This window comes from Herbaspirillum sp. DW155 (assembly GCF_037076565.1).
Taxonomy (GTDB): Bacteria; Pseudomonadota; Gammaproteobacteria; order Burkholderiales; family Burkholderiaceae_D; genus Herbaspirillum.
The window spans coordinates 3,998,633-4,012,548 of the sequence record NZ_AP029028.1 but is presented as its reverse complement, the minus strand read 5'-3'; the positions used below and the strand labels follow the sequence as shown (position 1 = coordinate 4,012,548).

At 63.2% G+C, this 13,916-nt stretch carries 8 protein-coding genes; 4 read left to right on the top strand and 4 right to left on the bottom strand.

Annotated elements, in window-relative coordinates; genetic code table 11:
* Positions 1-174 precede the first annotated feature (174 nt).
* Positions 175-1,326, bottom strand: a complete 1,152-nt coding sequence (locus tag AACH55_RS18175; protein ID WP_338716064.1) for a branched-chain amino acid ABC transporter substrate-binding protein — start codon at positions 1,324-1,326, stop codon at positions 175-177.
* 192 nt (positions 1,327-1,518) lie between these two features.
* Between AACH55_RS18175 and AACH55_RS18170 the strand changes: the two genes are divergently transcribed.
* The 3 genes from AACH55_RS18170 (at position 1,519) to rpiA (ending at position 5,010) form a co-directional block, all read left to right on the top strand.
* Entirely contained in the window at positions 1,519-2,031 is a 513-nt protein-coding gene (locus AACH55_RS18170) for an Lrp/AsnC family transcriptional regulator (RefSeq protein WP_008331218.1), read from the top strand.
* A 448-nt stretch (positions 2,032-2,479) separates the two neighbouring features.
* Positions 2,480-4,243 (top strand): cation:proton antiporter, encoded by a 1,764-nt coding sequence (locus tag AACH55_RS18165; RefSeq protein ID WP_338716063.1) that lies wholly within the window; start codon positions 2,480-2,482, stop codon positions 4,241-4,243.
* 86 nt (positions 4,244-4,329) lie between these two features.
* Positions 4,330-5,010, top strand: a complete 681-nt coding sequence (rpiA, locus tag AACH55_RS18160; protein WP_338716062.1) for a ribose-5-phosphate isomerase RpiA — start codon at positions 4,330-4,332, stop codon at positions 5,008-5,010.
* Positions 5,011-5,094: 84 nt separating this feature from the next.
* Here rpiA and AACH55_RS18155 read toward each other — a convergent pair whose 3' ends face one another.
* The 3 genes from AACH55_RS18155 to argA all read right to left on the bottom strand — a co-directional run bounded on the left by AACH55_RS18155 (position 5,095) and on the right by argA (position 9,663).
* The gene (locus AACH55_RS18155; RefSeq protein WP_338716061.1) at positions 5,095-7,842 is read right to left on the bottom strand and encodes a pitrilysin family protein; all 2,748 of its coding nucleotides are present in this window, start codon (positions 7,840-7,842) and stop codon (positions 5,095-5,097) included.
* A 135-nt stretch (positions 7,843-7,977) separates the two neighbouring features.
* The gene (locus AACH55_RS18150; protein WP_017453994.1) at positions 7,978-8,253 is read right to left on the bottom strand and encodes an oxidative damage protection protein; all 276 of its coding nucleotides are present in this window, start codon (positions 8,251-8,253) and stop codon (positions 7,978-7,980) included.
* 96 nt (positions 8,254-8,349) lie between these two features.
* On the bottom strand, positions 8,350-9,663 hold the full coding sequence (argA, locus tag AACH55_RS18145; protein ID WP_338716060.1) for an amino-acid N-acetyltransferase: 1,314 nt from the start codon (positions 9,661-9,663) through the stop codon (positions 8,350-8,352).
* 185 nt (positions 9,664-9,848) lie between these two features.
* On the opposite strand from argA, the gene hrpA reads away from it, so the two are divergent.
* On the top strand, positions 9,849-13,904 hold the full coding sequence (hrpA, locus tag AACH55_RS18140; protein WP_338716059.1) for an ATP-dependent RNA helicase HrpA: 4,056 nt from the start codon (positions 9,849-9,851) through the stop codon (positions 13,902-13,904).
* The last annotated feature ends 12 nt before the right edge of the window (positions 13,905-13,916 follow it).

Genomic DNA, 13,916 nt, shown 5'->3' with positions numbered 1-13,916 from the left:
ACCGGGCATAAGGCGTAAATAATTAAAACAATATATATGACCGTCCCGGCAATCTTTCTCGAAGCTTCTGCGCCAGGAAAACGACAGCGCCCCCGACCTGCATCGGAGGCGCTGCTTTTTTAGCCCGCTGCTGACCAGCCCGGGGGGCGGTCTGCAGGGCAGGGCGTCACGCTCTTATTTGGTCACCGCCAGCAGGGTTCGCTGGCCACCCTTGTAGGTGTACAGGGTCAGCGAACCATCCCTGACATCCCCTTTGGCATCGAAGGCGATCACGCCGGTCACGCCCTTGTGGCTGATCCTGGCCAGTTCGGGCAGGTACTTCCCGGGATCGGCGGAACCGGCCTTGGCCATGGCGTCGGCCACGGTCATGGTGGCATCGTAGGCATAGGCCGCGTTGTAGACCACATCGATGCCGAACTTTTTCTTGTAGGCGGCGCGGAAGTCATCCATGCCCTTCTTGCCGGTGGCATCCACGCCACCCGCTTCGGCACAGATCACCTGGTCCTCGCCCAGGCCATCACCGGCCAGGCTGGGCAGGGAACCGGTACAGATGCCGTCGCCGCCCATGAACCTCGCGCTGATGCCCAGTTGCTTCATCTGACGCAGCATCGGGCCGCCCACGGCATCCATGCCGCCGAAGAAAATCACCTCGGGCTTCTTGCCCTTGAGCGAAGTCAGGATGGCATTGAAGTCGGTCGCCTTGTCATTGGTGAACTGGGTGGCGACGACGGTGCCGCCAGCCGCTTTTGCGCCCTTGGCAAATTCTTCTGCCACGCCCTGGCCGTAGGCGGTACGGTCGTCGATCACGGCGATGTGCCTGGTGCCCAGCTTCTGCACCGCATACTTGCCCAGCGCCGCGCCCAGCTGCGCATCATTGGCGACCACGCGGAAGGTGGTCTTGAAACCTTGCTGGGTATACTTCGGATTGGTGGCCGAGGGGGATACTTGCGGGATGCCGGCATCGCTATAGATCCTGGATGCCGGGATGGTGGTGCCGGAATTGAGGTGACCGATCACGGCAGCGACCTTCTGGTCGACCAGCTTGGCGGCCACGGCGGTGGCCTGCTTGGGATCGGAGGCATCGTCTTCGCCCAGCAGTTCGAACTTGACCTTCTTGCCGCCAATGGTGAAGCCCTTGGCGTTCAATTCATCGATGGCCATGCGCGCGCCGTTCTCGTTGTCCTTGCCCATGTGGGCGTTGGGACCGGAGAGCGGGCCCACATGGGCGATTCTGACCACTTCCTGGGCATGCGCGGCGCCGGCGAATGCCAGACCAGCTGCGGTCGACAAGCCGATGAGGGGGATAATGGCGCACTTGAGTTTCATAGAATTCCTCTGTAGATTGGATTGATCATTTTTCTCGCAACACAGTGTTATTCAGATCCTCGTTGCGGCGACCGGGCTGTCCGCTTTGCTTTCGTCTCCGACTTTCTGAATAATGCGACGGTACAACATAAGAATCGGCCAGCCCCATTTTTCTGAGCGGCCGGCCTTGAACAATCATCCTCGACCTAGACCATGGCTGCCAAACTTCACACCCTCGACAAGGTGGACCGCAAACTGCTCAACATGCTGCAGAAGGACAACCAGATCTCCACACGTGTGCTCGCAGAAAAACTGCACATCTCCCAGCCGACCTGTCTGCGCCGCATCCGCGAGCTGCGCGAGGCCGGGATCATCAGCGCCGAAGTGGCGATGGTCGATCCCTTCGCGCTCGGCTACGGCATGCTGGCCTTCCTGGAGATTTCGCTGAACAACCAGTCCGACCAGCACATGCAGGACTTCGAGCAGCGCATGGCCAAGGAGGCCGAGGTGATGCAGTGCTACTTCGTCTCGGGTGAATACGACTACTTCCTGGCCGTACACGTCATCGACATGGACGCCTATTATCAGTTCGTGCGACGCGTGATCTCGGGGTCCGGCAACGTGCGCCACTTCCAGTCGCGCTTCCCCATGAAGCGGGCCAAGTTCACCACGCGTATTGCCTTCGATGAAAAGGCGGTCGAGGTGCAGGTCCGCGTGCCGGGCTGAGCGGGAGCGGCAAGCTCAGCCGTGACGGTTTTGTTAGATTTCAGTGCTGGCCCTCCTATGAGGCCGGCAGGATTTACTAAGTTTTTCATTTTCCGTCCGGGCAGTCTCGCCCCGCAAGACTGCGTGATCTGAAGAGCGGGCAGGCCGTTTGCATTGCAGTGCGCTTGTCAGTTGTGTTATTTTCGGGGCTTCCGGCAGTGCGCCATCAAGATGTTTTGCCGCCACTGCGTCTTCGCTGAAGCAGTACCGTCGTCACGGCAACAAGAGCGGACACAGATCAGCACCCCGCGCCGGCGCCCGCAAGGCCGGCCCGCCAGCAGTACCAGCAATCCCTATCATCCACCGTCCGCGGCCTGCGCCGCAGGGCGCAGCCTTGCCGGGGGGGCGGCGTTTCTTGCGCGCCGTCGCCCGCCATCTCTACCGCACTACAGAAAGGAAATCCCGCACGATGCACGAAGTCGAGTTATTCATCCAGGACATGGCCATCATCATGCTCATTGCCGGCATCGTCACCGTCGTCTTCAACAAGTTGAAGCAGCCGGTGGTGCTGGGCTATATCGTGGCCGGCGTCATCATCGGTCCCCATACGCCACCCTACGACCTGATCCAGGATGAGAAGACCGTGCACATTCTTTCCGAGCTGGGCGTGATCTTCCTGCTGTTCTCGCTGGGGCTGGAATTCAGTCTGAAGAAACTGGCCAAAGTCGGCGCCACCGCCTTCATCGCCGCGGCGGCCGAGATCCTGCTGATGATCTGGGTCGGCTACGAGATCGGTCTCTACTTCGGCTGGAAGCGCATGGACGCCATCTTCCTGGGCGCCATGCTGGCCGTATCTTCGACCACCATCATCGTCAAGGCCCTGAACGAACTGGGCATGAAGAACGAGAAGTTCGCCCAGATCATCTTCGGTATCCTCATCGTCGAAGATATCCTGGCCATCGGCATGATCGCGCTGCTCTCGGGCGTGGCCACCAGCGGCTCGGTGGATTCCACCGAAGTCTTTACCACGGTGGGCAAGCTGATCCTATTCATGACCGTCTCGCTGGTGGTGGGCATCCTGGCGGTGCCGCGCCTGCTGAGCTTCATCTCCCGCTTCAAGAGCAACGAGATGCTGCTGGTGGCGGTGCTGGGCGTGCTGTTCGGCTTCTGTCTCCTGGTGATGAAGCTGCAATACAGTGTGGCTCTGGGCGCCTTCCTGGTGGGTGCGGTCATGGCCGAGTCGCGCCAGCTGCATCGCATCGAGCGCCTGGTGGAACCGATCCGCGACATGTTCTCGGCCATCTTCTTCGTGGCCATCGGCCTGCTGTTCGATCCCAACGTGCTGGTCAAGTACTGGATGCCGATCACCGTCATCACGCTGGCCGTGGTCTTCGGCAAGCTCGTCAGCTGTGGTCTGGGTACCTTCGTGGCCGGGCAGGGCGGACGTACGCCCATGCGCGTGGGCATGGGTCTGGCGCAGATCGGCGAGTTCTCCTTCATCATCGCCGCACTCGGCCAGAGCCTGAAGGTCACCAGCGATTTCCTCTATCCCATCGTGGTGGCGGTCTCGGCGGTCACCGCCTTGCTCACGCCTTACCTCATCAAGGCCGCCGATCCGCTCTCGGCCAAGGCGGTCACGCTGGTGCCGGCGCGGGTCTCGGGCTTGCTGGGCATGTATTCGCGCTGGCTGGAAAGTCTGCAACCCACCGGCGACCGCGCCGAACTCACGCGCATCATCCGGCGCATTCTGGTGCAGGTGATGGTGAACCTGGCGCTGGTGATCGCGGTGTTCCTGGCCGGGGCCTTCTTCGTGGATGGCCTGTCGCGCCAGCTGTCGGCCTGGACGCCGGACCCGGACGTGCAGAAGGCCATCATCTGGGGCTGCGCCCTGGTGCTCTCCTTGCCTTTCCTGATCGCCACCTATCGCAAGCTGCAGGCCCTGTCGATGCTGCTGGCCGAGGTCAGCGTCAAGCCCGAGTTCGCGGGAGCGTATACTTCGGGCGTGCGCAAGATCGTCTCGGAGATCTTGCCCATCATGTCCATCGTGGGCATCATGCTGCTGATCTTCGTATTGAGCGCCAGCATCCTGCCGCCCCTGAACCTGCTGGCCTTCGTGCTGGCAGCCGCTGCCGGGCTGCTGTGGTTGCTGTGGAGCAAGCTGGTCAAGCTGCATTCGCGGCTGCAGATCGCGCTCTTCGAGACCCTGGACGAGCAGCCTGACGATGTGCATTGAGCACGTCGATCCCGTCATCCGAGAATTTTTTTTGCGTTGCCGAAATGCGAACGCACCTGGTTTTATTTACGTTGAACTGACACATCATGACTCAAGACGAACTCAAGCAGGCCGTAGCCAAGGCCGCCATCGACTACGTGGTCGACGGCGAAATCATCGGCGTGGGCACCGGCTCCACGGCCAACTTCTTCATCGATGAACTGGGCAAGATCAAGCACCGCATCAAGGGGGCGGTGGCCTCTTCCGAAGCCACTGCCGAGCGCTTGCGTTCCCACGGCATCACGGTGTTCGATCTCAATGAGGTCGAGACCATGCCCGTCTACATCGACGGCGCCGATGAAATCAATGGCGCCGGCGCCATGATCAAGGGCGGTGGCGCTGCGTTGACGCGCGAGAAGATCGTGGCTTCCGTGGCGCGGAAATTCGTCTGCATCGCCGATGGCTCCAAGCTGGTCGAGGTGCTGGGCAGCTTCCCGCTGCCGGTGGAAGTGATCCCGATGTCGCACGCCGTGGTGGCGCGCAAGCTGGCTGCCCTGGGCGGCCAGCCGCGCCTGCGTCTGAACAAGAATGGCGACGGCAAGCCGCTGGTCACCGACAACGGCTGCTACATCATCGACGTGCTGGGCCTGGCTATCAACGACCCGGCCGACATTGAAGACAAGATCAACAATATCGTCGGCGTGGTCACCAACGGGCTGTTTGCACGCCAGGGAGCCAACGTCTGCTTGCTGGGCACGGCTGATGGCGTCAAGAAGCTGGAGTTCTGAGGCGAACAGGCTCAGGCGACTCGCAGACGAAAATGCCCGTGTCTTCCGACACGGGCATTTTTTCCGTCCTATGCGACCGACGACTCAGGGCTGGCGAGCCTTGGCCTCATCCCGCGCAATCACTACCGTCATGCGCGCCGGATCGATGTACTTGCGCACGGCCGCATTCAATTGCGCCAGCGTCAGGTCGGCCAGTTTGAGGTCCAGCTGTTGCTGCCACAGGAAGCTGCGATCCAGGTTCATCAGGGCGCTCCAGCTGGTGGCAATGCCGCTGTCGTCGGCGCGCTGCTGGTTGCGCTGCTGCAGGATGCCGGACTTGGCACGCAGCAGTTCGTCCTCGGTAAAGCCCTCCTGGAGGAGGCGGGTGATTTCCTCGCGCACGGCCGTCTCCACCTTGTCCAGATTCTGCGGTGCCGCGATAGCCTGCACGGTCAGGTAAGCTGCATCGCTGATGGCGCCGATCTGCAAGCCGCTGTGGATGCCATAGGACAGGCCATCCTTCTGGCGGATGCGGTCCGCCAGGCGCGACTGCTGGCTGGAACCGCCGAGCAGGTAATTGGCCACGGCCAGTGCGGGGTAGTCGGGGTCGTCATCACGCAAGCGGATGTTCTGGCGCGCCAGGTAGATGCCGTTCTCCTTGTCGGGTGTATCGATGAGGATGCGCGTGGCCGGGATATCAGCCCAGGTCCGCAGCACGCGCGCGTAAGGCGCAGCACTGCTCCAACCGCCGAACGCCTGATCGATGGCCGCGCGCGCGGCTTCGGCATCGAAGTCGCCGACCACGGCCACCTCGCCGTGTGAGGCGCCATAGAAACGCTGATGGAAGGCCCGCACCTGTTCCAGCGTCACAGCCTGTACATCGGCGATGCGCTGCTCCAGCGTGCGTGCGGCGCGCCAGTCACCCTCCGGGTAATGCTCGAAGTGCAGCTGCAAGGCTTCGGCCGCACGGGCCTCGGGCTCCTTGCGGGTGGCTTCGAGCGCGGCCACGGTTTCATTTTTCAATTGCGCGAATTCGGCCGGGTCCATGCGCGGATAGCGCAACACCTGTCCCACCAGCGCAAAGGCCGGCGCCAGATTCTCGCGCGTGGTCTGGAAGCGATAGACATTGCCGTTGATCTTCAGGCGCGTGAATTCATCGGCCAGCTGGCGGCGATCCAGTGTCCGGGTACCGCGCATGAGCATGGCAGCGGTCAGCTGGGCGACGGCGCGCTGGCCGAACAGGCTCTCGGCATCGCCGAACTCCAGGTTCATGCTCACCGAGACGGTCTGTCCGCGCGACTGCTTGGGCAGCAGCGCCAGCTTGAGTGCAGCGTGCGGCGGCTGGCCGGGGGCGATGCGCGTGGTGCGCTGTTCAATGTTGGCGGGCGCCGGATCGAAGGCTTCGCCAGAGGCGATGGCCGCACGCGGCTGATATTGCGCCAGCAGCGATGCCACGCTGGGGGCGGCCGGTACGTCGGCGCGTTGCGGATGATCTTCCGGCAGGTAGAGACCGACGGTGCGATTGTCGCGGCGGAAGTAACGACCAGCCGCAGCGGCGATGTCAGCACTGGTCAGGCGCTGCTCCCGATCGCGTTCGATGAAGAGCAGGCGCCAGTCACCGCGTGCAATCGCGTTGGATATGGCCATTGCCATCATCTGCGGATCGTTCTGCAGCGTCTCGAAGCTGTTGGCGCTTTCGCGGCGCAGGCGCGCCACTTCCTCCTCGGTCGGCGGGTTGGCACTGAAGGATTCGACCGCAGCGATCATGGCTTGTCTGACCGGTTCGACGTCAGCCCCCGCCTTGACCTGCGCCACGATCATTTGCAGGCCGGGGGCGAAGCCGCCGAGCTGCATCGGATAGACCGCCGTGGCCAGCCCCGTTTCCACCAGCGCCTTGTGCAGGCGGCCATTGGGCGTATCGGCCAGGATATCGCTGGCAAAGCCGAGGGCGGTGGCGTCCGGATGCAGCAGGGAGGGCATCTTGTAGCCCAGCGCCACCAGCTGCTGTCCGCCGCGACGGCGGATCACGAACTGGCGCTCGCCATCCTGGGTCGGCTCTACCGTCCAGAAGTCGGGCAGCCTGCGTTTGGGCTTGGGCAGGCGGCCGAAGCTCTGGTCGACCCATTGCAGCACCTGGGCCGGTTCGAACTTGCCGGCGATGAGCAGCACGGCGTTGTCGGGCTGGTAGTAGGTGCGGTAGAAGGCTTGCAGATTCTCGATGCGTACGTTCTCGATATCACTGCGCGCGCCGATGGTGCTGCGGCCATAGCTGTGCCAGTCGTAGGCCACGCTCTGCATGCGCTTCATCATCACGCGGGCGGGCGAGTTCTCGCCGGCTTCATACTCATTGCGCACCACGGTCATTTCACTGTCGAGGTCCTTGCGCGCGATGTGGGAGTTGACCATGCGGTCGGCTTCCATGGCGATGGCCCATTGCAGATTGTCCCGGCCGGCCTCGAAGGTCTCGTAATAGTTGGTGCGGTCCAGCGAGGTGGTGCCGTTGAAGTTCATGCCGCGCTTGCTGAATTCCTGCGGGATCGCCGGATTGTGCGGTGAGCCCTTGAACATCAGGTGTTCCAGCAGGTGGGCCATGCCGGTCTCACCATAGTTTTCGTGGCGCGAGCCGACCAGGTAAGTGATGTTGACCGTCACCGTGGGTTTGGAGTCATCCGGCAGCAGGAGCAGCTTGAAGCCATTGGCAAAGCGGTACTCGCTGATGCCCTCGGCGCTGGGGCCTGGCGTGACGCCGGGCGGAAGCGCCGGTGCGGCGGCTGTCGCCGGAAGCAGCGGAGAAAAGAGAGTCAAGCCGAGACTGGCGGACAGCAGGGCAAGGCGCAGACGACGCAAGGACAAGATAGGCTCCAGCAGGAAGTCGGGAACGGAGCCGGCATTGTAGCGTCCGGCGCGGGGCTGAAGGCATCGGCCGCAAAAACAAACGCCGCCGTGGCGGACCAGGGCGGCGTGCAGGGCAGGGAGTGCCTGGCGCGATTATTCGCTGGGCGGCGGCACGTAACCGGCGGCGGCATCGGCGCCTTCGCCGAAGAAATGTTTTTCCATCTGCGCGGCCAGATACTTGCGGGCGCGGGCGTCGGCCAGCATCAGGCGGTTTTCGTTGACCAGCATGGTCTGGTGCTTGAGCCAGGCGGCCCAGGCTTCCTTGGAGACGCTTTCATAAATGCGCTTGCCCAGCTCGCCCGGATAGGGCGGGAAGTCCAGGCCTTCGGCTTCCTTGTTCAGTTTGATGCAGTGGACCATGCGTGCCATGTCGATTCCTTGGTTCGTTAAGTTGAAATGCCTGGGACGGGCGGGCCGCGATGGGTGTCAGCGGTTGAGCCTGCTCACGTCCTGACGGATAAATCATTAATACAAATTCTTGATCAGTACCTGCGACTTGCGCTGCCAGTTGTAGATCTGCTGGCGATCCTGCGGCAGGTCGTTCACGCCTGCCAGCACGAAGCCGCGCTTCAGGAACCAGTGTGAGGTGCGGGTGGTGAGCACGAAGAGCTTGGTCAGTCCGGCTTCGCGCGCACGGGTTTCGATGTGCTTCAAGATACGGTCGCCGTCGCCCTGGCCCTGCACTTCCGGGTTCACGGTCAGGCAGGCCATTTCGCCCATCTTTTCCTTGGGGAAGGGATAGAGCGCGGCGCAGCCGAAGATGACGTTATCGTGCTCGATCACCGAGAAGTAATGAATCTCGCGCTCGATCAGTTCGCGGCCGCGCTTGACCAGGGTGCCATCGGCTTCCAGCGGTTCGATCAGCTTGAGGATGCCGCCCACGTCCTCGATGGTAGCCTGGCGCAGGCTTTCCAGGTTTTCGTAGGTGACCATGGTGCCTACGCCATCGTGGGTAAACAATTCCAGCAGCGCCGAGCCATCGGTGGAGAAGGGCACGATGTGGGCGCGTGATACGCCCGCATTGCAGGCCTTGACCACGCTGGCCAGGTAGAACGCCGCATCGGCAGGCAGGAAGCCGGCCGAGAGTACGGCCTCGGCCTGGTGCGAAGACAACTCGCGGATTTCAGCGCCGGCGGCATCTTTCATCAACGGGGTTTCCGAGAGGAAGATGAGCTTTTCGGCGCGCAGGGCGATGGCGGCAGAAACGGCCACATCTTCCATGGTCAGGTTGAAGGCTTCGCCGGTGGGCGAGAAACCCAGCGGTGAGAGCAGCACGATGCCGCCCGCGTTCATGATGGGCTGGATCACGTCGGCGGCGATCTTGCGCACCACGCCGGTCAGTTGCAGGTCCACGCCATCGATCACGCCCATGGGACGGGCCGTGACGAAGTTGCCGGAGATCACGCGGATGGCCGAGTGCGCCATCGGTGTATTGGGCAGACCCTGGCTGAAGGCGGCCTCGATATCCAGGCGCAGTTCGCCGGCGGCTTCCTTGGCGCATTCCAGGGCGGCGCTGTCGGTCACGCGCAGGCCATTCTGGAAGCGTGCCTCGACGTTGCGCAGGGCCAGTTGCTCGGCCACCTGCGGACGCGAGCCATGCACCACCACCACGCGGATGCCCAGCGCATGCAGCAGCGAGAGATCCTGGGCCAGCACCTGCAGGCCGCCAGCCGTGACCAGCTCGCCCGGGAAGGCGACCACGAAGGTCTTGCCGCGAAAGGCGTGGACGTAAGGCGCGACGGAACGCAGCCAGTTGACGAATTCGGTCTGTTTTTCCATGACGCGCATTATAACCACCGTCGCGGCGGGGCGCAGGTTTGCGGGCCGCTGGAGGGCAGATTTCTTGCAAGGATGTTGCAAAGCCGGTCCATGCGACCGGCCGCCTTCGCCCAGACCTGCACCATCGGCCGTCCAGCCGCACGCAGCCTGACCGGGCGGGCGGTGGCAGGTATAATGTCGGCCTCATGTCCGTTACCAAAGCACCCAACACTCCCCCAGGCGCCCTGCCGCAGCAGAAACCGCAACAGGACCGTGCGCGCGGCCCGCGCGAGCCACGCGGCCCCCGCCGCACCGAGCCTGCCGCCGAGGCCGCGCCGCCCGTACGCAATCCGCTGCCCCCGGTCACCTTCCCGGAAGAGCTGCCCGTCTCCGGCCGCCGCCACGAGATCGCCGAGGCCCTGCGGGCGCACCAGGTCATCATCGTCAGCGGCGAGACCGGTTCCGGCAAGACCACCCAGCTACCCAAGATCTGCCTGGAGCTGGGCCGTGGCGAGAAGGGCCTGATCGGCCACACGCAGCCGCGCCGTATCGCTGCCTCCTCCACCGCCAAGCGCATCGCGCAGGAATTGAATTCGCCGCCGGGCGAGCTGGTGGGCTACAAGGTCCGTTTCAACGACACCCTTTCCAAGGGCGCGTGGATCAAGCTGATGACCGACGGCATCCTGCTGGCCGAGACGCAGACCGATCCGCTCTTGCGCCAGTACGACACCATCATCATCGACGAGGCGCATGAACGCAGCCTCAACATCGATTTCCTGCTGGGCTACCTGAAGCAGCTGCTACCGAAACGCCCGGACCTGAAGATCATCATCACCTCGGCCACCATCGATGCCGACCGCTTCGCCCGCCATTTCGGCCGCGAGGTCAAGGGCGAGATCGTGCCTGCACCGGTGATCGAGGTCTCGGGCCGTCTGTATCCGGTGGAGATTCGCTATCGTCCCATCGACAATGCCGACCGCAGCGGCGTCTCCACCGAAGTGGCACAGGCCCGCGCGCGCGCCGAAGGCCGCGCCAGCCAGGCCCAGAAGGACCGCGAGCAACGCGACCTGATGGATGCCGTGGTCGATGCCGTCGATGAACTGGCCCGCATCGGATCGGGCGACGTGCTGGTGTTCCTGCCGGGCGAGCGCGAGATTCGCGATGCTGCCGAAGCACTGCGCAAGCATCATCCGCCGCACGTGGAAATCCTGCCGCTGTTTGCGCGCCTCTCCGCGCAGGAGCAGGAGCGCGTCTTCAAGACCAGCAATGCCCGCCGCATCGTGCTGGCGACCAATGTGGCCGAAACTTCACTGACCGTGCCGGGCATCCGCTATGTGGTCGATGCCGGTCTCGCACGGGTGAAGCGTTACAGCTACCGCAACAAGGTCGAACAGTTGCAGATCGAACCGGTGGCGCAGTCGGCCGCCAACCAGCGCGCCGGCCGTTGCGGCCGGGTGGCGGCGGGCGTGTGCATCCGCCTGTATGACGAGCAGGATTTCCTGCAGCGCCCCAAGTTCACCGATCCCGAGATCCTGCGGTCCTCGCTGGCCTCCGTCATCCTGCGCATGAAGTCGCTGCATCTGACCGATGTGGAGAGCTTCCCCTTCATCGAACCGCCGCTGGGCCGCGCCATTGCCGACGGCTACCAGCTCTTGCAGGAACTGGGCGCGGTGGAAGAGCAGGGCGGCGTCAATCGCCTGACCCCGCTGGGCAAGCAACTGGCACGTCTGCCGCTGGACCCGCGCGTGGGCCGCATGATCCTGGCCGGCCGCGACAATGCCTGCCTGACTGAGCTGCTCATCATCGCCGCAGCGGTATCCGTGCAGGACCCGCGCGACCGGCCCATGGATGCGCAGAATGCCGCTGACAACGCCCACAAGAAATTCGCCGATGAGAAATCCGAGTTCGTCAGCTACCTCAAAATCTGGAAGTGGTTCGAGGATGCCATCGCGCACAAGAAATCGAATCGCCAGTTGCAGGAACATTGTCGCGAGAATTTCCTCTCGCAGCTGCGCCTGCGCGAGTGGCGCGATGTCCATTCACAACTGCTGACCATCGTCAAGGAACAGGGCTGGCGCCTGAACGAAGCACCGGCAACCTACGATCAACTGCACCTGGCCTTGCTGACCGGCTTGCTGGGCAACGTCGGTTTCAAGAGCGAGGACGATGCGCAATACCTGGGCGCACGCGGCATCAAGTTCAACATCTGGCCCGGCGCGCATCTGACCAAGAAGCCCGGCCGCTGGGTGATGGCGGCCGAGCTGGTCGACACCGCCCGCCTGTATGCGCGCTGCGTGGCCAACATCCAGCCCGAATGGCTGGAAAAACTGGGCGGCCATCTGTTGAAAAAATCCTGGGGCGAGCCGCGCTGGGAAAAGCGCGCCGCCCAGGTCACCGCCTCCGAGCGCGCCACGCTCTATGGCCTGGTGGTGTACAGCCAGCGCCGCATCAACTACGGCAAGATCAATCCGGCCGAAGCGCGCGAGATTTTCATTCGCGATGCGCTGGTCGGTGGCGACTTCGAGACCCGTGCGCCGTTCTTCGCGCACAACCAGAAGCTGGTGCGAGAAATCGAGAACCTGGAACACAAATCGCGTCGCCTCGATGTGCTGGTGGACGATGAACTGATCATCGGTTTTTATGACAAGCTGATCCCGCACGACATCTGCAATGGTGTCGATTTCGAGAAGTGGCACAAGGAGGCCACTGCCGCCGATCCCAAGCTGCTGTACCTGAACCGTGACGACCTGATGCGTCACGAAGCGGCCGGCGTGACCACCGAACTCTTCCCCAAGACCATGAACGTGGCCGGCATCGCCATGGCCCTGAGCTATCACTTCGAACCGGGTGCGGCGCGCGATGGCGTCACGCTCACCGTGCCGCTGTATGCGCTCAATCAGGTGTCGGCCGATCGCTGTGAGTGGTTGGTGCCGGGCATGTTGAAGGAGAAGGTGCATCTGCTGTTGAAGTCCCTGCCGCAGAAGCTGCGCCGTCACTGCGTGCCGCTGCCCGATTACGCCGTGCGTTTTTGCGAGCGCATGGAAGAGCGCAAGACCTTCGGCCGGGGCAACCTGATCGACGCCATCATTGCCGACATCCGCGAGCAGATCACGATTCTGGTCAAGCCCAGCGACTTCAAGCAGGAAACGCTGTCAGCCCATCATGCGATGAACTTCAAGATCGTCGACGAGCATGGACGCCAGCTGGAGATGGGACGCAACCTCGCCGCGCTGCAAGCCGAATTCGGCGGCCAGGCACGTCAGCAGTTCCAGAAGCTGGCCGAGCAGGTGGCCATCGCGCCGCGCGAGGACGAGGACAGCGCGGCAACTGCGCCTGCGACTGCCTCGGGCAAGGCTGGTGGGGCCAGCGCGGCACCGGCTGCGCCAGCGTCGGTGGGGGAGTACAGCAATCTCACCAGCTGGAGCTTCGGCGAATTGCCCGAGCTGCTGGAGATCACGCGCGGCAGTGGCAAGCAGGCGCAGACGTTGATCGGTTTCCCCGCGCTGGTGGATCGCAAGACTCATTGCGATCTGGAAGTCTTCGACGATCCGGCCGAGGCAGCGCGTTTCCATTACGCCGGTCTGCGACGGCTCTTTGCCTTGCAGATGAAGGAGCAGCTGAAGTACCTGGAGAAGAATATTCCGGGCCTGCAGCAGATGGGCATGCAATTCATGGCGCTGGGTTCGCAGGAAGAATTACGTGAACAGATCCTCAATGCCGGACTGGAACGCGCCTTCCTGCAAGACCCGCTGCCGCGCAATGCCGATGAATTCAGCCGCCGCCGCGATGAAGGCAAGGCGCGTTTGGGTTTGCTGGTCAACGAAATCGCGCGCCTGTGCGGCCAGGTTCTGGCCGAGTACCACGCGCTGCCCAAAAAGCTGCAGGGCATCAAGGCGCATGCGGCCGCTGCGGCTGACATGCAGGCGCAGTTGTCGCAACTGGTGGGCAAGCGGTTTGTGGCGGAAACGGATTACGGCAACCTCAGCCACTATCCGCGCTACCTCAAGGCCATCAACGTGCGGCTGGACAAGCTGCGCGCCGATCCGGCCCGCGATACGCGCCTGATGGCAGAGTGGAATTCGGTGGCGCTGCCTTACCAGCGCGCCCTCAAGGACCGCGCCGGCCGGGTCGATCCCAAGATGACCGAGTTCCGCTGGATGCTGGAGGAACTGCGCGTGTCGCTCTATGCGCAGGAACTGAAGACGCCCATGCCGGTGTCGGTGAAGCGCTTGCAGAAGGTGTGGGAGAGCATGCAGCGGTGAGGATGAGCGGGA